Source organism: Chryseobacterium sp. 1B4, from assembly GCF_036631475.1.
Lineage (GTDB): Bacteria > Bacteroidota > Bacteroidia > Flavobacteriales > Weeksellaceae > Chryseobacterium.
Map to the genome: position 1 here is coordinate 343,962 of NZ_JAPNUF010000008.1, position 22,438 is coordinate 366,399.

19 protein-coding genes and 1 pseudogene are annotated in these 22,438 nt (G+C 38.9%); 16 read left to right on the forward strand and 4 right to left on the reverse strand.

What is annotated here, in order from left to right; translation table 11 throughout:
• Complete coding sequence (locus tag OWR28_RS17835; RefSeq protein ID WP_332387835.1) at positions 1-2,178, forward strand: DNA/RNA helicase domain-containing protein; 2,178 nt, start codon at positions 1-3, stop codon at positions 2,176-2,178.
• A 51-nt stretch (positions 2,179-2,229) separates the two neighbouring features.
• Here OWR28_RS17835 and OWR28_RS17840 read toward each other — a convergent pair whose 3' ends face one another.
• Positions 2,230-2,637, reverse strand: a complete 408-nt coding sequence (locus tag OWR28_RS17840) for a helix-turn-helix domain-containing protein (protein WP_227941883.1) — start codon at positions 2,635-2,637, stop codon at positions 2,230-2,232.
• A gap of 276 nt (positions 2,638-2,913) precedes the next feature.
• On the opposite strand from OWR28_RS17840, the gene OWR28_RS17845 reads away from it, so the two are divergent.
• The 7 genes and pseudogenes from OWR28_RS17845 (at position 2,914) to OWR28_RS17875 (ending at position 11,359) form a co-directional block, all read left to right on the forward strand.
• Positions 2,914-3,408, forward strand: coding sequence for a hypothetical protein (locus tag OWR28_RS17845; protein WP_332387836.1), 495 nt, complete (start codon positions 2,914-2,916; stop codon positions 3,406-3,408).
• A 464-nt stretch (positions 3,409-3,872) separates the two neighbouring features.
• Positions 3,873-6,143: an AAA family ATPase gene (locus OWR28_RS17850; RefSeq protein ID WP_332387837.1), complete on the forward strand. Its 2,271-nt coding sequence runs from the start codon at positions 3,873-3,875 to the stop codon at positions 6,141-6,143.
• Positions 6,140-6,508 (forward strand): hypothetical protein, encoded by a 369-nt coding sequence (locus tag OWR28_RS17855; RefSeq protein WP_332387838.1) that lies wholly within the window; start codon positions 6,140-6,142, stop codon positions 6,506-6,508. Before OWR28_RS17850 ends, OWR28_RS17855 begins: the two co-directional genes overlap by 4 nt.
• Complete coding sequence (locus tag OWR28_RS17860; protein WP_332387840.1) at positions 6,508-6,861, forward strand: 5-methylcytosine restriction system specificity protein McrC; 354 nt, start codon at positions 6,508-6,510, stop codon at positions 6,859-6,861. Before OWR28_RS17855 ends, OWR28_RS17860 begins: the two co-directional genes overlap by 1 nt.
• Complete coding sequence (locus OWR28_RS17865) at positions 6,858-7,742, forward strand: 5-methylcytosine restriction system specificity protein McrC (protein WP_332388058.1); 885 nt, start codon at positions 6,858-6,860, stop codon at positions 7,740-7,742. Before OWR28_RS17860 ends, OWR28_RS17865 begins: the two co-directional genes overlap by 4 nt.
• Before the next feature lie 1,256 nt (positions 7,743-8,998).
• Positions 8,999-9,319: a GIY-YIG nuclease family protein gene (locus tag OWR28_RS17870; protein ID WP_332387841.1), complete on the forward strand. Its 321-nt coding sequence runs from the start codon at positions 8,999-9,001 to the stop codon at positions 9,317-9,319.
• A gap of 898 nt (positions 9,320-10,217) precedes the next feature.
• Positions 10,218-11,359 (forward strand): annotated as a pseudogene (locus OWR28_RS17875) (1-acyl-sn-glycerol-3-phosphate acyltransferase).
• A 69-nt stretch (positions 11,360-11,428) separates the two neighbouring features.
• Here the strand turns inward: OWR28_RS17875 and OWR28_RS17880 are convergent.
• Positions 11,429-12,478, reverse strand: a complete 1,050-nt coding sequence (locus tag OWR28_RS17880) for an alpha/beta hydrolase (protein ID WP_332387843.1) — start codon at positions 12,476-12,478, stop codon at positions 11,429-11,431.
• 236 nt (positions 12,479-12,714) lie between these two features.
• Between OWR28_RS17880 and OWR28_RS17885 the strand changes: the two genes are divergently transcribed.
• The 8 genes from OWR28_RS17885 (at position 12,715) to OWR28_RS17920 (ending at position 20,423) form a co-directional block, all read left to right on the forward strand.
• Positions 12,715-13,563 carry a helix-turn-helix domain-containing protein gene (locus OWR28_RS17885; protein WP_332387844.1) on the forward strand — a complete coding sequence of 283 codons (849 nt, stop codon included), beginning with the start codon at positions 12,715-12,717 and terminating at the stop codon, positions 13,561-13,563.
• A gap of 81 nt (positions 13,564-13,644) precedes the next feature.
• Complete coding sequence (locus tag OWR28_RS17890; RefSeq protein WP_332387845.1) at positions 13,645-14,850, forward strand: NAD(P)/FAD-dependent oxidoreductase; 1,206 nt, start codon at positions 13,645-13,647, stop codon at positions 14,848-14,850.
• Positions 14,851-15,049: 199 nt separating this feature from the next.
• On the forward strand, positions 15,050-16,033 hold the full coding sequence (locus tag OWR28_RS17895; protein WP_332387846.1) for an L-histidine N(alpha)-methyltransferase: 984 nt from the start codon (positions 15,050-15,052) through the stop codon (positions 16,031-16,033).
• 79 nt (positions 16,034-16,112) lie between these two features.
• Positions 16,113-17,282 (forward strand): ergothioneine biosynthesis protein EgtB, encoded by a 1,170-nt coding sequence (gene egtB / locus OWR28_RS17900; protein ID WP_332387847.1) that lies wholly within the window; start codon positions 16,113-16,115, stop codon positions 17,280-17,282.
• A 10-nt stretch (positions 17,283-17,292) separates the two neighbouring features.
• On the forward strand, positions 17,293-18,213 hold the full coding sequence (locus tag OWR28_RS17905; RefSeq protein ID WP_332387848.1) for an ABC transporter ATP-binding protein: 921 nt from the start codon (positions 17,293-17,295) through the stop codon (positions 18,211-18,213).
• Positions 18,210-18,854 carry an ABC transporter permease gene (locus tag OWR28_RS17910; RefSeq protein ID WP_332387849.1) on the forward strand — a complete coding sequence of 215 codons (645 nt, stop codon included), beginning with the start codon at positions 18,210-18,212 and terminating at the stop codon, positions 18,852-18,854. The genes OWR28_RS17905 and OWR28_RS17910 overlap by 4 nt, the downstream gene beginning before the upstream one ends.
• Before the next feature lie 14 nt (positions 18,855-18,868).
• The gene (locus OWR28_RS17915) at positions 18,869-19,777 is read left to right on the forward strand and encodes a glycine betaine ABC transporter substrate-binding protein (protein ID WP_332387850.1); all 909 of its coding nucleotides are present in this window, start codon (positions 18,869-18,871) and stop codon (positions 19,775-19,777) included.
• A gap of 100 nt (positions 19,778-19,877) precedes the next feature.
• Entirely contained in the window at positions 19,878-20,423 is a 546-nt protein-coding gene (locus OWR28_RS17920) for a hypothetical protein (protein ID WP_332387851.1), read from the forward strand.
• A 9-nt stretch (positions 20,424-20,432) separates the two neighbouring features.
• On the opposite strand, the gene OWR28_RS17925 is transcribed toward OWR28_RS17920, so the two are convergent.
• Both OWR28_RS17925 and OWR28_RS17930 read right to left on the reverse strand, forming a co-directional pair.
• Complete coding sequence (locus OWR28_RS17925; protein WP_332387852.1) at positions 20,433-20,861, reverse strand: DUF3592 domain-containing protein; 429 nt, start codon at positions 20,859-20,861, stop codon at positions 20,433-20,435.
• An 88-nt stretch (positions 20,862-20,949) separates the two neighbouring features.
• Complete coding sequence (locus OWR28_RS17930; RefSeq protein ID WP_332387854.1) at positions 20,950-22,437, reverse strand: serine hydrolase domain-containing protein; 1,488 nt, start codon at positions 22,435-22,437, stop codon at positions 20,950-20,952.
• Position 22,438: the final 1 nt, after the last annotated feature.

Genomic DNA, 22,438 nt, shown 5'->3' on the forward strand with positions numbered 1-22,438 from the left:
ATGAAGAATTTTACAATTACGGAGGAATACGATTTGGATCGTCTCACAGAAACAAAAATATATAATAATCACAAAGATTATTTATCTTGGCCTGTAGTATATTTCCTGAAAAATAAAAAAACTAAACTTGCTTATGTGGGAGAGACTACCGATGTAGTAACAAGAATAAATACTCACTTAAAGTCAGAAGAAAAGAAGCAATTATCGTCAGTAAATCTCATTTTAAGCAATTTATTCCACAAATCTGCCACTCTGGATTTAGAATCAAATCTTATCAAATATATTTCTGCTGACGGACAATACACTTTACAAAATGGTAACCTTGGTATTTCTAATCACCAGTATCATGAAAAGAAAGTATATTGGGACCTATTCAAAGATATTTGGGATGAACTGCGACAGTTAGGTATATCCCGCCATTCTCTGGATTTTATCAATAATTCAGACCTTTTTAAATACTCTCCTTATAAATCTCTTTCCAAAGAACAAATCAAAGGGTTAAAAATGATTCTTAACTGTCTGCTCGACGAGAATGCTAAACTCAGTTTGATTCATGGAGGTGCCGGTACGGGTAAATCGATTTTAGCTATTTTCTTATTCAAGTTATTAAAGACAAATCTGGAAGATTTTAACTATGCTGATTTTGATGAAGATGATGAGGAACTTTTTGATTTGTTAAAGAGGGTTAAACATAAATATACAGACTTAAATATGGCGCTGGTAATTCCTATGGCCTCATTCAGAAAAACGATTTCCAATGTTTTTAAGAATGTAAATGGTTTATCAGCAAAGATGGTAATTGGCCCTTCAGATTTAGCACAAAATAAATATGACCTTATTATAGTTGACGAAGGACATCGACTACGAAGACGGGTAAATTTAGGCTCATACTTTGGAACTTTCGATCGTAACTGTGAAAAGTTGAATTTAGATAAATTTTCCGCCTCTGAATTGGATTGGGTTATCCTGCAAAGTACTAAATCCATTATCTTTTATGATCAGTATCAATCCATAAAGCCATCAGATACTCTTAAGGAAAGCTTTAAAAAATTAGAATTGGAACCTTCAACACGTGTTGAAAAACTAAAAACTCAACTTCGGGTACGCGGTGGCAATAATTATATAAAATTAATACATAAAATTTTTGATGCCCCTGCTACACCTTTCTTAGAAAAGAATAAAACTGATGACTACGAATTATATCTTTTTGATGACTTGTCACAAATGATTGACAGGATTAAAAAGAAAAATGAGCTTTATGGGTTGTCTAGAATAGTAGCAGGATATGCATGGGAATGGGTTTCAAACAAAAACCCTGAAGCTTATGATATCATTATTGGTGAAAATCAATTAAAATGGAACAGTATTTCCGTAGATTGGGTAAATTCTCCCAATTCTATTGATGAAGTGGGGTGTATTCATACCACACAAGGTTACGATTTGAATTTTACAGGTGTTATTATAGGACCTGAATTAGATTATGATTTTGAATCTGGTAAATTCATTGTTGATAAACAAAAGTACAAAGATAAAAATGGTAAAAATTCTATTCAAAATGAAGAAGAATTACTCGATTTTATTATCAATATCTATAAAACAATATTGTTAAGAGGAATTGAAGGTACATATATTTACGCTTGCAATGAAAATATGAAACTTTTTCTTCGCCAATATATTCCATCTTTTAATTCGTATACACAAGATAAATCAGTACAGATTTCTAATACACCTACAGCATTTTCAATTCCTTTCTATGATTTAAATATTGCTGCAGGTTCTTTTTCTGAACTGCAAGAATTAGATAATATAAAATATCTTGAATTAGATAATATAAACAATAAAGACGACTATTTTGCGTGCACTGTGATGGGTGAATCTATGAATAAGATTATACCTAACGGCAGTATTTGCCTATTTAAAAAATATAGTGGAGGTTCGCGCAACGGACTGATCACTTTAGTTGAAGGAAGAAATATTGCTGATCTGGAATTTGGCAGTAACTATACTATTAAAGAATACTCCAGCAAAAAATTAACTGATGAAGAGGGATGGCATCATGAAGAAATAATATTACTACCCAAATCAAATGATCCCAATTTTAAACCAATTATTCTCAGAGATGAGGAAACAGTTGATTTTAAGGTGTTAGGTATTTTTGTCCGGGTATTAGGAATATGAATGAATAAATAAAAAAGGTTCAGCATCTGCTGAACCTTTTTATATCTTAAGTTATCCCTTTTCAATCAACCTCTCCAGCCTCCCCATCATTTCATCCTTCTCCTTTAGCATCCTTTCATAAAGTTCCATCTTTTCTTCATGCAACTTTTTTATTTCATCAATTGGACTGAAATTGAAAGTTGAATTTGGATTTCCAACACAAGCGTTATCCCCAAACGTATTAGAAATAATATTCACCGCCTGCTCCTCATCAAAATTCTGAAACGCTTCCACCGGAATTTTCAATACTTCAGAAATTCTTTTCAGTAAAGGGTCTTCAATAATTTCTTTCTGTTCCAGCAGAGAAACTTTCTTCTGGTTCCAGTCGTCCCCGAGGTCAAAAGCCAATGCTTCCTGCTTGATGCCCAGCATTTCCCTGAATCGTTTTACATTGCGTCCCTGATGTATTGTATGTTCCATGATAAATCAACATTTATGAAGTTTTAAATATAGAAAAATATTTAGAAAAATGCTGCCTAAAAAACAACATAATAAGCGCTGGAAGCGCCCCTTCTCTCCTGTTTCATCATTTCCTTCATTACACATTCTTTTTTCTTCAAAAACCCATAAAGAACAAACCCCATTATCCGGTTTTCATTTTCTGATGAACATGGCCTTAAAATCTTACAACAGCGTGTTTTTCTATGTTTTATGATTCCTATATTTGATCATCATAACAATCAAAAACACAAGCGTATGGCACTAGACAATTTAATCAGTGTAAGCTTTTCAGAAAGCGATTTACAAACCATCGACAAAGCAATTCAGGATATCCAGACTGTCCTTACAGGAAAAACCATCAACCTTACCCCGGACCAGAGACAGCAATACGGTAGAATTGCAGAACAGAACAAGCTCTTCGTGAATAAAGCCAAAACCTATATGGAACAAAATGTTCAGTATGTTCCGGTTTTTCTTGATAAGACAGAATTCGACAGAGATTACATCGCCAGAGAGCAGATAGAACAAAGGCTGCAGCTGTTAGATTCCCTGGTAGAGCAACTTTCCGACACCAAAGTGTTACTGGATCACGATAATTATCATAACGCCATCAGTTTTTACCGGAGCATCAGATACCTCTCTAAAGAAAATGTACCCGGTACCAACGGGATCTACGAAGGGATGAAGCAGTTTTTTGCAGCAGGGCCCACTTTAGAACAAACGGAGACCCCTCCAAACAACAATCAGTAAGAATACATACTTTTTCTGAGAGCACGTGAAAACGTGCTTTTTTTGTGGTTACTGTTGATCATATTTTGGTTGAAGACTATGTTTTCCTCCCCTACCTCCTTCCTTAGCCCCTCCAGGCAGTACAGCAACGGTCTCTACCCTCTTTAGTAAGGGTCTCTACCCCTTATACAAGTCCCGGCACCCCCTTATGCAACCCCCTCTACCCCCTTACCCAAGGGGTACAGCCCCTTCATGAAGGGGGTGGAGACCGTTCATGAAGTCCCTTCAGGGGCTTGGTCAAGGGGTTAGAGGCACTTCCAAAGGGGCCTACGGGTATTTCTGAGCAGTATTTGTGGGATTTTTAAAGAAAATTTACGCTTTCCCGTAAGCAGAAGCTGTAAATTTTTATTATTATTGCTTCTTTTAATAAATAATTTGTTCTTTCGCTAAGAAAAACACATAAACTAAACACCCACGAAAACCAAATGTCAGTAATAGAAACAGCAACAAGTTATTTTGAACGCCTTATCCAATCCGATGAGTTTTATTTTCAAAAAGGAAAAGATGCATTAAAAAAATGGATGGATCTTTATTTATCCGATGAAGGAGAAGCAGAACTGCAACATCTTTTAGAGGACTATACTGCTTTTGCTGAAATTAAAGAGGGACATCAATTCTTTTCGATAAAGGAAATTCTTTTTAGCATCATTTCTTATTGTGATATTCACGCCCGTGGCAAAGCTATTTACAATCAGTATGATGATAAAAGAGTATTGGCTAAAGCAGGAGTCAGAATGAAACCATGGGTCATCAATACTTTTAATTACAAGTATCACAAAAATGATGTAAATATCACCGTGAAAAATGCCTTAGATATGTTGGCCATGCCAGAAAACAATATCAATTCTATAGCATTAAGCCATAGGGAACTTATCTCCAGCCATTACCTGAATCATGCTTATAACCCAGACACTTTTGTTTCCGAGCTGAAAGAAAAATTCTCAGATCTTGACAGAACCAACAATCCGGAAAATCAAACATTATTAATAGCTGCCCATATCTATGATCAGAAAAAAGAATGGGATAAAAAACAATTGGATTTTAAAACCTTTATTGCCAATCTAAAAGAATATGCTGAGAAAAACCAACTAGAGTACGGTTTTGGCGATCTTAAAGGAAATAATATATGGATCTTTGATAAGGAACAGTATTTTAATCATAAAAGAGCTCATTATGAAGTGATTATTAAAAAGGGAAGTATTTCCGTTGACCTGCATTTTGAAGACGGTCATCAGAATGCCGAAATAATGAGAGCGTTATTAGGAACTCTTCCTTCCTTTCTGGAATGGAAAAAATGGCACTTCGGAAACTCTGTTTCTCACATTAAGAAATTTACACTCTCCGATGAAGACCTTGTAGAAAAGGTGGTAGAATGCTTAGATGAGCTTTATGATGCCACTTCAGAAAAGCTAATTGACACCATAAAAACAATGAAATCAGAACTTACTATGAATAATACAGTCCTCCATCCTCTTAATCAGATCTTATACGGGCCTCCAGGTACCGGTAAGACCTACAATACCATTAATAAAGCTATTCAGATCGCTAACCCTAATTTTGTGCTGTCTGATCATACCAGAAAGCAAATCAAGGATGAATATAAAAAGCTGGTAGATGAAGGAAGAATTGTGTTTACCACCTTCCATCAGAGCATGAGCTATGAGGATTTTATTGAAGGGATAAAACCCAGAATTGATGAAGATGAGGACGGCAATAAAAAGGTGATTTACGAGGTAGAAAGTGGTATTTTCAAAAGAATTGCTGATAAAGCCAGAAAACCAAGATTAAAAAGTGAAAACTCAACCAAGCCATATACTTTCGACGATGCATGGAGTGATCTTGTTCTGGATGCCAATACACACCTGGAAAATGAAAACCCACTTGTATTAACCATCCAGACTCCTGATTTAGGATTGAAAATAGTGGATGTTTCTGACAAGGGAAATCTAAATCTGAAACCCATCTATTCTGAAGATTCGAAGATTTATACGGTATCTTATTCCAGAGCTGAAAAACTACAGCAGGCATTTCCTGATCTTTCAATGATTAAGAATGTGAATAAAGAGTTCAGAGCAGTAATCGGAGGTTCCAATTCTACGGCTTATTGGTCTGTTTTAAACTATATCAATAATAAAATAAAAGAAAAATCTGTTACTGAAGTAAAAGAAGAAACTCTTCCTCCACTTCCTCACGTGCTTATCATTGATGAAATAAACCGTGGAAATGTGTCTCAAATCTTTGGAGAGCTCATTACGCTTATTGAAGAGGATAAACGCCAGGGCAATAATGAAGCTCTGGAGATCACTCTCCCATACAGCAAAAATAAATTCGGAGTTCCCTCCAATCTATATATTATCGGAACCATGAATACAGCAGACAGAAGTGTGGAAGCTTTGGATACAGCATTGAGAAGAAGATTTTCTTTTGAAGAAATGCCTCCTAAACCTGAGCTTCTGAATCCGTCAACAATGATAGAAAATCTTTTATGGGAATATAAAAACCATGAATGGACTGATGAAGAATATCTGGCTGAAGAAAATAAATTATTTTCTATTTTAGGTGTTTCTGAAGGTTTCAAGAAAGAAAAGGAAGATATCTGGGAACAGATGAAAGAGGATAAAAAAATAATACGGTCAAAGAATCCGGATATTTTCAAAGGTTTGATTATGAAAGAACCGATTTTGAAGAATTATTGACTATCATAAACAATCGAATAGAAAAACTAATTGATAAAGACCACGCTATTGGGCATGCTTATTTTATTGGAAAAGACAATACAACCATTATAGATTCTTTTTATAAAAATATCATTCCTCTTTTACAGGAGTATTTCTTCGGCGATTATGGTAAAATAGGATTGGTATTAGGGAAAGGATTTGTAAAAAAGAAAATTACCCAATCATCTGTTTTTGCAGCATTTGATGACTATGAAAGTGAGTATTCAGAAAGTGAATCCTATGAAATTATAGATTACAGAAAACCAAATCATAATTATAAAATTGGAGAAACTGACATGACTTTCTCAAAAGCAGTTCTTTTGTTAATGAATCACTCTATTTAATGAAACCAATAGAATCTATTGTTGTTTTTGAGCATGAAAAGCTCTATTTCACTGAAGAACACAAAAAACTAAAACTGGACCAAGCTTTAGAGAATTATTATGGTGATGGGACACCATTTTTTAGCCTTATAAAAAACGGAGTAAAATTTAATCAATACGTTGGCGTCATAAAGATCGGCCAAACAACCATTGAGATTCTTCCAAAAGCAGATCATAACAGCAAAGATGAATGGAGACAATTATTGTATGATATGATACGAACGGTATGGGGATTTGAAGTAAAAATCTCCAGCAGTACCACATTAAAATTGAAAAAAATTCTATTCTGGATCTTTATTATGAACTGTACATAAAAGAGTTAGAGTACCTGCTTCACCGGGGACTTATCAAAAGATATAACAGGAAGGAGGGAAACCTACATGCGTTAAAAGGAGCTCTGCAGTTTTCAAAGCATATATCGCAGAATCTGGTTCATCATGAAAGATTCTATGTAAAGTATTCTCATTATGATGTGAATCATGAAATACATCGTATTCTATACAAAGCTCTGAAACTTATTGAACAGACTAATAGCAAGTCTGATCTAAAAAGCAGAATTGGGACGTTATTGTTGAATTTTCCCGAGATGAGTGATCTCAAAGTCACAGATTCAACGTTTGAAAAGATCAACTTCGATCGAAAAAATCAACATTATGAAAAAGCTCTGCAGATCGCAAAGTTGCTTTTACTCAACTACCATCCTGATGTATCGAGAGGAAAAAATAATGTATTGGCTTTACTATTTGATATGAACCGTCTTTGGGAGCAGTTTGTATATATAGTATTAAAGAAAAATATAAAACATACTGATGTAAAAATAAGAGCCCAACAATCAAAGGAATTCTGGAGATCAGAAACCGCAGCCAGCAAAATGAAACCGGATATTGTTCTTGAAGTTAATGGTAACAGAATTGTTATGGATACGAAATGGAAAAATTTAAACGGAAGGTATCTTCCGTCACCCGAGGATCTGAGGCAGATGTATACTTATCACCGGTATTTTAAAGCAACAAAAACAGCCCTGATATATCCGGGAGAAGAAAGTAAACTGATTAAGGGTGACTATTCAGCTATAGAAAATGATATGACAACGGATAAACTCACCTGTGGAATAGCTTTTATCTCAGCTCACAACGATATTAACCAATGGAAACGGAATATTGTATCATTTGTAAAAGATAATTTTTTCTCCTAGCATACCCACAACGTTTGTCATTCCGCAGGAATCCGGACACAGAAGCTTTCTGATAAAATAATGATAAAATAACAGTTTAGATTCCTGCGGAATGACAAGGTGGGTGCTTACGTGTGAATGTGTAGTTTCTTATTTACTCCAGACATAATATCAACCATTCTCCTAGCCTATCCACAACGTTTGTCATTCCGTAGGAATCCAAACACAGAAAGTTTTTCTTAATGCGTGGTGATAATGACAGTTTAGATTCCTGCGGAATGACAAGGTGGGCGCGTATTTGTGCGTGCATAGTTTCTTATCTGATTCAGGCATAATATCAACCATTCTCCTAGCCTATCCACAACGTTTGTCATTCCGTAACGTTTGTCATTCCGCAGGAATCCAGACACAGAAAGTTTTTCTTAATGCGGGATGATAATGACAGTTTAGATTCCTGCGGAATGACAAGGTGGGCGCGTATTTGTGCGTGCATAGTTTCTTATCTGATTCAGGCATAATACCAACTGCTCGCCAAGCATACCCACAACGTTTGTCATTCCGCAGGAATCCAGACACAGAAGCTTTCTGATAATAAATAATGATAAAATAACAGTTTAGATTCCTGCGGAATGACAAGGTGAGTGTGTATTTGTGCGTGCGTAGTTTCTTATTTGCTCCAGACATAATACAAACTGCTCGCCAAGCATACCCACAACGTTTGTCATTCCGCAACGTTTGTCATTCCGTAGGAATCCAGACACAGAAAGTTTTTCTTAATGCGGGATGATAATGACAGTTTAGATTCCTACGGAATGACAAGGTGGGCGCTTACGTGTGAATGTATAGTTTCTTATTTACTCCAGACATAATATCAACCATTCGCCTAGCCTATCCACAACGTTTGTCATTCCGCAGGAATCCGGACACAGAAGCTTTCTGATAATAAATAATGATAAAATAAGAGTCGAGATTCTTACGGAATGACAAGGTGGACGCGTATTTGTGCGTGCATAGTTCTTATCTGATTCAGGCATAATACAAATTGCTCGCCAAGCATACCCACAACGTTTGTCATTCCGCAGGAATCCGGACACAGAAGCTTTCTGATAAAATAATGATAAAATAACAGTTTAGATTCCTGCGGAATGACAAGGTGGACGCATAAGTGTTGATGTATAGTCGCTTATTTGCTCCAGACATAAGTAATAGTAAAATAAGTGTTTAGATTATTGCAACACAAGTAGGATATTTTTGTAACTTTTGTAAAACAAACATAAATGATTAAGTTTTCAAAAGGAAGCCATACCTACTATATCTATATTCTTACCAATAAAAGCAGAAAAGTACTTTATACTGGTGTTACAGGGAACCTCCACAGGAGATTGTATCAACATAAAACAAAGTTAAATCCAGGTAGCTTCACCGCAAGATACAATCTTGAATTTCTAATTTATTACGAAAAATACGATTGGATTCATCATGCCATTGAAAGAGAAAAGGAAATTAAAAACTGGTCAAGAATTAAGAAACTTGAATTGATAAGGAGCACAAATCCTAATTTAGAATTTTTGAATTACTTGTTTGAGAATTGGCTTTGATACGGAATTCAAATGAATGACAAAATTGTATATCGTCAGATTAAGAAAGTCTTATTTGCTCCATACATAATACCAACTACTCACTTAGACTATCCACAACGTTTGTCATTCCGCAGGAATCCGGACACAGAAGCTTTCTGATAATAAATAATGATAAAATAACAGTTTAGATTCCTGCGGAATGACAAGGTGGGTGCTTACGTGTGAATGTGTAGTTTCTTATTTACTCCAGACATAATATCAACCATTCGCCTAGCCTATCCACAACGTTTGTCATTCCGCAGGAATCCAAACACAGAAAGTTTTTCTTAATGCGTGGTGATAATGACAGTTTAGATTCCTGCGGAATGACAAGGTGGGCGCTTATGTGTGAATGTATAGTTTCTTATTTGCTCCAGACATAATATCAACCATTCTCCTAGCCTATCCACAACGTTTGTCATTCCGCAGGAATCCGGACACAGAAGCTTTCTGATAATAAATAATGATAAAATAACAGTTTAGATTCCTGCGGAATGACAAGGTGAGTGTGTATTTGTGCGTGCATAGTTCTTATCTGATTCAGGCATAATACCCACTGTTCTCCTAGCCTATCCACAACGTTTGTCATTCCGCAGGAATCCGGACACAGAAGCTTTCTGATAATAAATAATGATAAAATAAGAGTCGAGATTCCTGCGGAATGACAAGGTGAGTGTGTATTTGTGCGTGCGTAGTTTCTTATTTGCTCCAGGCATAGTTTCTTTTATAAAGTGAACGCACACATAGATCGCTTTGTTATAAATACGTTTATTTCACCCAACTCCTACGCCCCTCATAATACTTTAACACCCATTATACCCAATCCCCGGATAAATTTTCGTTCTTTTGCAAAAAGTTTTAATTTTTACCCAACCGCATGTCTAAGTTTGATGAAATCCGGTATTTCTATGATCAGGAAGTGAATGAGAGATTACAGAGCATAGCCCGTGATCCCATGATGAAAGCACTGATGAATTTTACTTTTCCTGATACAGATGAGCAGGTTTGGCTGGAGCAGTTCAAAAATGTTCATTCTATCAGCGATTTCCAGCATCAGTTTGTGGCGTTTGCCGTTCGGCAGATCCTTGCGAAGAGCTCCGACGGCTTAACGACTTCGGGCTTCGATAAGCTGGATAAAAACACCCCTTACCTTTTCGTCTCGAACCACAGGGATATTGTTCTGGATACTTCACTGCTTAACCTGGTCTTGCTGGAGGGTGGTTATATTATGACCGCTTCGGCGATCGGAGATAATCTAGTCCGCAAGAAGTTTTTAAACGTACTCGCTAAGCTGAACCGGAACTTCCTGGTACAAAGAGGCCTTCCTCTTCGTGAGCAGCTCACCAGTTCACAGACGATGTCCGAATATATCAGGGAACAGCTGTATAATGAAAATCGTTCCGTATGGATTGCCCAGCGTGAAGGCCGTACCAAAGACGGTAACGATTCTACCCAGCAGGGGTTTTGAAAATGCTGGCTATGGCAGCCGGTGACCAGTCTTTGACGGATTATTTTAAAACCTTAAAGATTGTTCCGGTCTCTATCTCCTATGAATATGATCCTACAGATTCTTTAAAGATGCCCCAGCTGCTGGCCCAGCACAGGGATGAGGAATACATCAAGGGGAAAAATGAAGATTTTACCAATATCCTGAGCGGAATTCTGGGACAGAAGAAACGTATTCACCTTCATGCCGGTGATGTACTTGATACGGAACTGGATGAAATTGCTGCTACTATTGACAATAAAAATAAGCAGCTACAGGCAATTGCCCAGGTGATTGACCGCTCCATTATCAGTCATTATAAGCTTTGGCCTACCAAATACATCGCTTACGACCTCCTTCACAATACCAATACCTACGCTTCCGAATATACGGAACAGGAAAAACAATTATTTGTCCGCAGGCTTGAAATGCGTATTGATCCGTCGGATCCTGTTTCCAGGGAATATTTCCTGGCCATGTATGCTAATCCTCTGGTTAATAAGCTGAAGACTGAAAAGGATTTTCAGGGATAACATTTTTGATAAGATAAATAAAATAGAAACCACTGCATTGAGCAGTGGTTTTTCTAAATCCGTCAGGTTTTATCTGGCCTGTGACATAGCATCTACTTCTATGATCGCATCTGCAAATGCTTTTGGAGCTTCCTGCGGTAAATTATGCCCAATTCCTCCTGTTAACGTATGGTGTGCATATTTACCTGCATATTTTGAAGCATAACTTTCCGGAGCAGGAAACGCAGCACCGTTGGCATCACCTTCCAGGGTAACTGTGGGGACTGTGATAGATGGAGACTTTGCCAGTCTGGCTTCAAGCGCATCGTATTGCTTCTCCCCTTTCGCCAATCCCAGGCGCCAGCGGTAATTGTGGATCACGATATCAACATGGTCAGGATTATCAAATGCTGCTGCAGAACGTTCGTAGGTCTGGTCGTCAAAAGTCCATTTGGGTGAAGCTGTTTTCCATATCAGCTTATTGAAAGCCGCGGTATTGGCTTTATACCCTTTATACCCTCTTTCAGTTGAAAAATAATACTGATACCACCATAAAAGCTCAGCATTTGGAGGCAGAGGCTTTTCGTTTGCCTTTGGACTTCCTATCAGATATCCGCTTACTGCCACCAGTCCGGAACAGCGCTCAGGCCACAATGCCGCCATAATATCTGCAGTTCTGGCACCCCAGTCGAAACCGCCGATAATGGCCTTGTCAATTTTCAGCGCATCCATAAAAGCAATGATATCCAATGCCACAGCACTCTGCTGGCCGTTGCGTTTTGTATCGGGTGAAACAAAGGTTGTTGTCCCGTACCCTCTTAAATAAGGTACCAGAACACGGTACCCTTTTTCAGCAAGTATGGCAGAAGACTGTTCAAAGCTATGGATGTCATATGGCCATCCGTGAAGAAGGATAACAGGTTTTCCGTTTGCGGGTCCTGCTTCTGCATATCCAACATCCAGCAGCCCGGCCCTGACTTTCTTTGTATTCTGAAAAGCTGATCTGACCGCTGCACTTTCCTGATCATTTTCACCAGTGGAAGGAGCCTGTGCTTTCAGTGTCCATAATCCTGTCCCTATCAAAATGATCAGGGATAAAGCGGATCTTATTTTTTTACTGAAGTTCAATGTAGTATTCATAATTGTGATGTTTTATGAGGGTAAAATTATAATAAAGCAGCCCCGGAACGAAGTACAAAAACTTTGAACAGGTCATATTAAGCGGTGAATCCTGATTTTCGGACGTTAAAACAGACAGCAGCATACATAAGATATCTGGCTACACATCAATCATCAAGCATCAATCACCACCATCAACCATCAACCATCAACCATCAACCATCATTTATCATTTATCACGTATCTTCGTAAGTCATATGAAAAAAGTAACTCCTTCCCATCACAATCAACTGGAAGATTCAGCTGTCCGGGTGATGCCTTTATCAATCTTTCATGAGAAACAGGCTGAAATTCACAGGGATGATCATTATATGTTTATTCTTCAGCAGAAAGGAAACTTTGTGATGGAAATAGATTTTAACAGGATAGATTTAAAAGGTCCTTCCTTATGTTTTGCCGGTCCGGGGCAAATTCATCAGTACATTCACCAGAAAGACAATGAGGGATGGTTTTTATTCATAGAAGCTGAACTTATTCCTGAATCTTACCGTGAAATCCTGGACCTCTGCCAATGGCTCCGCCAGTCTTCGGCCGTTACGGAAAATGACATTATTTTTGACCTGCCTCCCCTGTTTGAAAAAGCAGAAAAGGATCCGGCGCTGTATATTCCTTCCATCACAAGGTCTTTGGCTGAATCTGCAGCTGGAATCATTATTTCAAGAATTTCAGGAACAGAAACCGAAAATTTTCAGCACCGAGGCCAAAGGTATTCGATTACAAGGCAGTTTAAAAAGCTGATCACAGATCACTTCAAAACTGTCAAACAGGTAAAGCAATATGCAGATTTCCTAAATATTACTCCACTCTATCTGAATGAAGCCGTAAAAGATGTTACCGGATATCCTGCCAGCTTCTGGATACATCAGAAAATTCTGTGGGAAGCCCGCCGCCTGCTGTTTTACACCCATATGGATGTAAAGCAGATTGCCTTTGAGCTGGGCTATGATGATCCTGTTTATTTTTCACGGTTCTTTAAAAAAGGAACAGGAATGACCGCTTTACAGTTCAGAGCCGAAAACCATGATTTGTCCCATCATCACCATTAAATAGCTCTCGTATGTCCTGTCTCCACACTTTAATTTTGTCCCGTCAATCATCAGAAACAATAAAAAGATTGACCAACAATTATGATGGTACAACAATTAAAAAGCAAACGTATTGCTGTTATAGGAGCCGGACTGGGAGGTCTGTGCCTTGCTCAAGGATTAAAAAAGAATGGAATCCCATGCACCGTATTTGAAAAAGATGCTGCAATAAACGCCCGTTCACAAGGATACAGAATCAGGGTGAATGAGCCCGGCAGAAAAGCCTTAGAGGAATGCCTTCCCGGAAATTTGTACAGGCTGTTCCTGGCTACCTGTGCGGCAAGCTACAGCGGAATGAAGGTTTTAACAACAACTCTTGAAAGATCTCAAAACCCCCTTGTAGAATCCTGGAGTGACGGAGTGAAAGAAATGCCTGACCTGAAACCCAACCGCCTGACATTGCGTGAAATTCTGCTTCAGGGCATACAGGACAATATCTGTTTTGGAAAAGAACTCACAGACTGGCAGGAAACAGAAAGCGGTGAAGTGGAACTTACATTTTCAGACAGCTCCACCTACACTGCAGATTTGGTAGTAGCTGCTGACGGTGTCCACTCCGGAATCGGAAAGGAGTATTGCAGAGACAGAAAAATCAATACCGGGAATATTACCATCTATGGGAGAACTTTTTATTCTGAAGAAGCCCGGCATGCTATTGCCGAGGAATTACAGGAAGGTACTTCAGTGATTATCGGTGACCGGTTTTCTTTAATTACAGATTTTATGTCTTTTGATTTTTCCGGGAAAGAACCAGCCTGGGATCTTCTCAGCCCGTTCTCCGATTATTTTTATTGGGCATTCATAGGCAACCCTCAGGCTTTTGGAATGGTAAAATCCGATTTCTACAGCCATTCCGCAGAAGAGATTTTAAATGCTGTTCATAAAGTGACCCATCAGTGGCATCCCCAGCTTAAAGCATTATTTCAGCATGCAGACAGGTCTTCTTTATCCGTAACTCCTATCCGGTCTTCTTTACCAAAGGAACCGTGGAAATCCGGAAATATTACCGCACTGGGGGACGCCGTTCATACGATGAGCCCCGCAGGAGGAGTCGGAGCCAATACAGCCTTTACAGATGCTTCCCTTCTGACCAGTTATTTGACAGGTAAAAACAGTATTCCGGAAGCTGTTGCAGACTATGAAAAACAAATGGTCATGTATAGTAACCAGGCTATTGAAATGTCTCTGGAAGGTGGTGAAATCCTGCACGGAATCAATGATAATGATAGGAATAACAGGCCTTTGTAAATCTGTTTGACTTATGTCTAAACTCGGGCTTATTTGATTGAATAACGAGCTAAAAATACCACATCTGATAAAAACATCATGAAAATCATGCTATTAAAAGTAAAATTGTTTATATTTAATTAGATAAAGGCAAAGAATTTTCATGCTGTAAAAGGCAGGATAATTGCAGTGATCTACAAAACCACACAAAATAAGATTTATGAATGTACAGTTAGATTCACACGCTGAGACTGAAAAAAATGCTGCAGATATATTTCGTTCAGATGTTTTGAGCGGACTGCAGAGTACTCCTAAAAAATTATCTTCAAAATATTTTTACGATAAAACCGGTGATCATCTTTTTCAGAAAATCATGGCTATGCCTGCTTATTATCTGACCCGTTGCGAACTGGATATTTTCCAAAATAAAACAGATGAGCTTATTGAGCTCCTTATTCCCGGAAACGAATCTTTTGACTTGATTGAATTAGGAGCGGGAGACGCGATGAAATCAGCCTATCTGCTTGAGCGGCTGATCAGTAAGGGGGTTGATTTCACCTATATGCCGATTGATATCTCAGGAAATATTCTTTCCATACTTCATGAAAAACTGAGCAACCGTTTACCTGACATGAAAATTACCTGTCTGGAAGGTGATTATTTTGGAATGCTCCAAAAAGCAGCTGCATTGTCCACCCGGAGAAAAGTGGTTTTATTCCTCGGAAGCAATATCGGGAATATGACCCTGGAAGAAGCTGAAGATTTCTGCGTGCACCTGAACAAAAGTCTTTCTTCCAAAGACCGTGTACTGGCAGGATTTGACCTGAAGAAAAATCCGCATATTATTCTGAATGCCTATAATGATGAGGAAGGGATTACCGCAGCCTTTAATCTTAATCTCCTGAGCCGTATCAACAATGAACTTGGCGGTAATTTTGATCTGAAACAATTTCAGCATTACCAGACTTATGACCCCGTCTCGGGAGCCTGCAGAAGTTTTCTGGTAAGCCTTATCAGCCAGCAGGTAACGATTGGTAATACGAGGATTTCATTTGAAGAAAATGAGCTTATCGATATGGAAATTTCACAGAAATTTTCTCCTGAAAAGATCAGGGAGCTGGGGGAAAAATCGGGATTTTCCATAACCGGAGAGATCAGAGATTCTAAAAAATGGTTTGTGGATGTGATCTGGCAGGTACAATAAAAAAAGACTGCACAGCATCTGCAAAGTGAAAATAAATCATGCTTCTTTCATTTAAAACCAATCATTAAAACTAAAAGACATGACACCAGAGACCACCACAAAAGATATTACGAAAAAGTATATGGATGTCCGCACACGTTCTGAGGAAATCTGTGCCCCACTGGAAATTGAAGATTATGTAGTACAGCCTATTGTTGATGTAAGCCCGCCGAAGTGGCACCTTGGTCATACTACCTGGTTTTTCGAGACCTTTATCCTTATCCCTCATTTTCCTGATTACAAAGTGTTTGACCCTCAGTATAATTTTGTTTTTAACAGCTATTACGAGACTATTGGGGCAAGGGTAATCCGGACGGACCGCGGAAACCTCAGCCGTCCTTCTGTTTCAGATGTATACCAATACAGAAAGTACGTAGATGAACATATGAAGGCTTTTCTTGAAAGTTCATTCCTGACAGAAGCTGTTGAACCCCTTCTGGACCTGGGACTTAACCATGAACAGCAGCATCAGGAATTATTAATCACTGATATTAAGTATATTTTAGGGCATAACCCGCTTTTCCCGGTTTATACAGAAGAAAAATCCGTACAAAACAATTCAAAAACTACCGGAATGCTCAGCTTTTCTGAAGGAGTGTATGAAATCGGTTTTAAAGGAGAGAGGTTCTGTTTTGATAATGAGCTGGGAAGGCATAAAGTATATCTGACAGACTTTGAAATTGCCAGTCAGCTGGTGACCAACAGGGAATATTTAGAATTCATGGAGGCCGGCGGGTATGAAGATTTCAGGCACTGGCATGCTGAAGGGTGGGACTGGGTGAAACAGAATTCTGCAAAATCCCCGCTATACTGGCATTATATTGAAGGCAAGTGGATGTATTATACGCTCAACGGACTACAGGAAACAGATCCCGATGCCCCGCTGTGCCATATCAATTTCTACGAAGCCTCTGCTTTTGCCTCCTGGAAAGGAATGCGTCTTCCTACTGAAGCAGAATGGGAAGTTGCTTCAGATTATTTTGACTGGGGAACACGCTGGGAATGGACGAATTCTGCTTATCTGCCTTATCCACATTTTAAGAAAGAAGCAGGAGCTGTAGGTGAATACAATGGAAAATTCATGGTGAATCAGATGGTTTTAAGGGGAGCATCAGAAGCGACGCCTCCGGGACACAGCAGAAAGACCTACCGTAATTTTTTTCAGCCGAATTTAAAATGGCAGTTCACAGGAATCAGGCTTGCCCGGTAATTTTTTATTCATGATCACAGTAGAATCAGTCTCAAAGAGTTTTAACGGAAAAAAAGCAGTAGATCATATTTCTTTTCAGGCATCTGATCAGGAAATCCTTGTCCTTTTGGGCACGAGCGGGTGCGGGAAAACCACAACACTTAAGATGATTAACCGTCTCATAGAAGCAGATTCAGGGAACATTTTCATTGACGGTAAAAACATCAGGGATCAGAAACCCGAGGATTTGAGGATGGGAATAGGCTTTGTGATGCAGCATTCCGGGTTATTTCCCCATTATACGATTCAGCAGAATATTGCTGTAGTTCCTGAACTTCTGAAATGGGACAAAAAGAAAACGGAAAGAAGAACGCATGAGCTTCTGGCAAAACTTCATCTTTCTGAAGAGGTTCTGTCCCGCTTTCCTTATGAGCTAAGCGGCGGGCAGCAACAACGGGTGGGCATTGCAAGGGCACTGATTGCAGACAGCCCTGTTTTGCTGATGGATGAACCTTTCGGAGCACTTGATAATATTACCAAAGCTGATATTCATTCCGAATTCAAATCGCTGGAAGAACTTAAAAGTAAAACCATTATCCTGGTTACCCATGATGTGCAGGAAGCTTTTGAACTGGGGCACAGGATATGTCTGATGGATCACGGGAAAATCATACAGACCGGCACTCCCAGGGAAATGCTTTACCAGCCCGCCACGCATTTTGTCCGTGATTTTTTTGCTGAAAACCGGCTACTGTTAGAATATAAAGTCGCGGCTCTGCATCATATCAGTCCGTTTCTTACTCCTGAAAATTCATACTACAGACCGGACAGTACAGACAATACAAGTGTCTGGGATGTTTTACAGCAGCTGAGTTCTGATCATCAAAACACTGAAGTTTATGAAGAAGTGGTGAAAGCGTTTAATCATTATAAAAAATCACAGATGGTATGACACAGCAGCAGAGTCTCTGGCAATTTATTGCTGACCAGCATGAAAAACTGACCGCCCAGATCATTCAGCATCTTGGGCTTACCTTTTTGTCGCTGCTTCTGGCCATTATGATCGGAGTCCCTTTAGGCATACTGATATCCAGGAAAAAGAAACTTTCCAGCCCGGTATTGGGCGCTGCCGGTATTTTACAGACCATTCCAAGTATTGCCCTGCTGGGATTTATGATTCCTGTTTTCGGCATTGGTCCGAAACCGGCCATTGCGGCTTTACTGATCTATGCGCTTCTTCCGATTATCCGGAATACCTATACAGGAATTACGGGAGTGGATCCTGCAGTGATTGAGTCGGCAAAAGCCATGGGAATGAACAGAAGACAGCTTCTTTTTAAGGTGAAACTCCCACTGGCAATGCCGGTGATTATTGCAGGTATCAGGACTGCAGCGGTTATTAATGTGGGGGTAGCTACCCTGGCTTCTTTTGTGGCAGCAGGTGGTCTGGGAGAATTTATCTTCGGAGGGATTTCGCTCAACAATACGAATATGATTCTTGCCGGAGCCATTCCGGCAGCATTACTGGCCGTTGTACTGGATCAGATCATTGCGATGATCCAGAAATCAGGCTACAGATTTTTCAGAAGCTGAAATATATTCTTCCTGTGAGCCTTATTGTTCTGGGAACAGGCTATCTTCTGACTTCTGTGTCACACCGGACCATTAAAGCCGGTTTTACCCCGGAATTTATGGGAAGGCAGGATGGTGATATCGGACTTCGTTCTGTATATGGACTCAATGTTAATCCTCTCGTAGTCAGTGATGCGATTATGTATAAAGCAGCTTACGAGAAGGAGCTGGACCTGATCAGCGGATATTCTACAGATGGGAGAATCAAAGCTTATGATCTGTATGTACTGGATGATGATAAAAAAATATTCCCTCCGTATTATGCGGCTCCTATTATCAAAACAAAAACACTGAAAAAATTTCCGGAGCTGGAGAAAACTTTAAATCTGCTGGCCGGAAAATTCAATGATTCCATCATGACGGACCTGAATTACAGAGCTGATCACCTCAACCATACTCCGGAAAGGATCGCAAAGGATTTCCTCATCAGCAATAACCTGTATAAAAGTCCCCGGAAAGGAAATTCGGGAACCATCCGGATTGGCTCAAAAATCTTTGGTGAGCAATATATCCTTGCGGAAATGTATACCATGCTTATTGAAGGATATACCGGCTATAAAGTAGAAACAAAAACCGGTTTAGGGGGAACGAAAATCTGTTTTGATGCCTTAATGAATGACGCGATTGATTTTTACCCTGAATATACGGGAACCGGCCTTCTGGTTCTTTTAAAACCTTCAGCAGAGATGATCAGAGCGGTTTCCCAAAGTCCCGATAAAACATACCATTATGTGAATGCAGCGTTTGAAAAACAATATGGAATTCAATGGCTGCAGCCTTTGGGATTCAATAATGCTTATGCACTGATGATGCGCAGAAAACAGGCTGAAGAGCTCCATATCAGAAATATTTCTGACCTTAAGAAGTATTTTGACGGGAAATAAAGGAGGCCAATTCAATAAAACAAATTCTCCTGGTTCTTCCTGATAAAAATTACAAACGTCTTTTTTAAAATACTATCTTCGCAGGATAAAATTTGACAAAATGAAAAAAATGCTATTTCTGGCTTCGGCTGTACTGGTTCTCAATTCATGTGTGGTAAGAACGGCAACAAAAGTAGTATCCGGAGCTGTAAATCTGGGATATAAAGCTGTAAAGGGAACGGTTAACGGAATCAGCTGGGCGGTAAGTAAGGCCAAAGGAAAAATAGATGAAGACCGTTTGGACGGCACCTGGAAAGTAGTGGGTGTTTACCGTGGTTCTTTTGAGGATTTTTCTAAGGATCAGAATCCTGACGGATCATTTACCTCAGAATGTACAGAAGGTTTTGACCAGATTGTTTTCAAGACCAAAAAATCCAAATTCAAGCCGGTACACTGCAGCACCCAGGATGAAGATTGGGTAAAATATTCTATGGAATTCGGAAAGAATCCTTCAACGAAGGAAAAAGAAAACTATATAGAGTATAATTCCAACAACTATATTTCCGTTATTGATGTCAACAGTAAAACAATGGTTCTGGAAGGCAACCTGATGCCCAAATTAGGATTTTCCGGTGCTAAATTATATCTTCTTGAAAAGGTAAAATAAAAATTCTGATTACTGTAAAAACTTTTCTGCAATAAAATATCCGCTACCAATCACCAGTAATGGCAGTGCTATTGAGATCAGTATTAAAGGCCATGCAAAAATTCTGAAATAGGTGTATAAACTTACAGAAGAAGGATCATCCGGATCATAAATAACAGTCTCCGTCTCACCTACTGACCAGGCTGAAGGATTGGTGCCTTCCGGAAGTTCATAAATATATTCAACATTATTACGGGTACGGAAAGTAAAGAGTGGTATATACACCTCTCCGTCCGAATCATCTATCCGCAGTGAGGTAACGGTTGCCGTTGCCTTTTCTGCTTTTTTTAAGAACCTAAGCGTATTTCTTAAACTTAAGAATGCAAAAATAAACAGCGCTATTCCTGCACCGAGAATGATATAATATTGCCACATAGTTTTCTTTTTATTACTGCCCATACCTGTTGCTTTCTAAAAACATTAATGATATCATGCTTATTTTCAGATCAATACTCTAAATATACAAAGATTTCTATAGTATAGGCAGTTATCTGGTTTCTATGTCTACAATCTTTTTCCCATCTTCTCCCAGGTAATGAAGAACCAGCTTTTCATAGACCTTATACCCGTCATCAACATTGGTGAAAATAACGATTCCCTTTCCTGAATCGGGCAATATGATAGCAATGCAGCGGGTTCCCTGGTCTGCTCCGCTATGCGATAATGCATAATGATTATTTCCCAGATCATAAATCTCAAAGCCTAGCCCGAAATATTTATTTTCTTTAACCTTTACCTGTTTTTTTATCATTTCCCGGAATATTTCCGGCTTCAGATTTTTTCCTTTCATGACGCTTACCATAAAATTTCCATAATCCCGGATGGTGGTATGCAGGTCATCGGCAGCATTAGCCTTTGTAATTTTTTCTATTGGATAAGCCTCTCCTTTTTCATTATATCCTGTTACAAATCTTGATGCATCAGTGTTCCGATCCCAGATATAATTAGTATCATTCATTCTGAGAGGCTGAAAGATGAGTTCTGTAGCAAGCTGATCCAGTGATCTTCCAGATTTCTTTTCCAGTGCTTTTCTCAGGTATTCGAAACCTTCTCCTGAGTATTGGTATTTTGTTCCGGGGTCAAACTGGAAGTTCAGCTTTTTATCTGCACTCATCCATCTCCAGTTCGGAAATCCTGTCTGATGGGTGAGAACAATTCTGGTTGTCAGTTTTTTATGTCTCGCATCATTGGCAATATCCGGATCTGTCCAATAGACATCAAGAGGTTCATCCAATTTCCATTTGCCAAGACTTACAAGGCGTAAGGCTACCATTGCTGTTACAGGTTTGGTGAGCGATGCCACATTAAATAAGGCATCTTGAGGCGCTGAAACACCTTTTTTAACTTCACCAAAAACTTTTACCTCCCGCAACTTTCCTGCTTCTATAATTCCTAATCCCAGAGCAGGAATATTATTTTCTTTCAGCCAGCTCTGCATCGACTGATCGTTATCAAACATCGCCTCATTATCAGTGGTTTGTTTTGGATGGTGGTTAAAGCTCAATGAATTCTTAAGCTTCCACTCAGCATTTTCCAATATCCACAAATGGGTAAATTTTGCTTCTCCCACTAGTTTTTCAGCCTGATTCCCTGCTTTTTCATAAAACAGGTGATCTCCGTTCTGAATAGCAGCATAGATCTTTCCGTCTTTATACATGGGATAGATTTCTGTGGTTTTATCAACCAGGACTCTTTTCAGCTGGTAGGTCTCCGGAGATTTGCACAATCCGGTTTTAAAATCGTTGATAAATTTATTTTTGTCGGCAGAACCGCCTTTATCATGGTAAAATTCAAACCTGTCGTTTAGCAGACTTTCCATCTGCCCGATATTACATTTATTATAACCTGCTGAAAAAAGCAAGCTGTCTTTCGACATAATAGTTTTATAAAGAGGATCTGTTTTTTCTACCTGTGCATGCAATACATTCATCAACAGAATAAAAAAAGGAAGGATCAATTGTGAAGACTTTGTCATT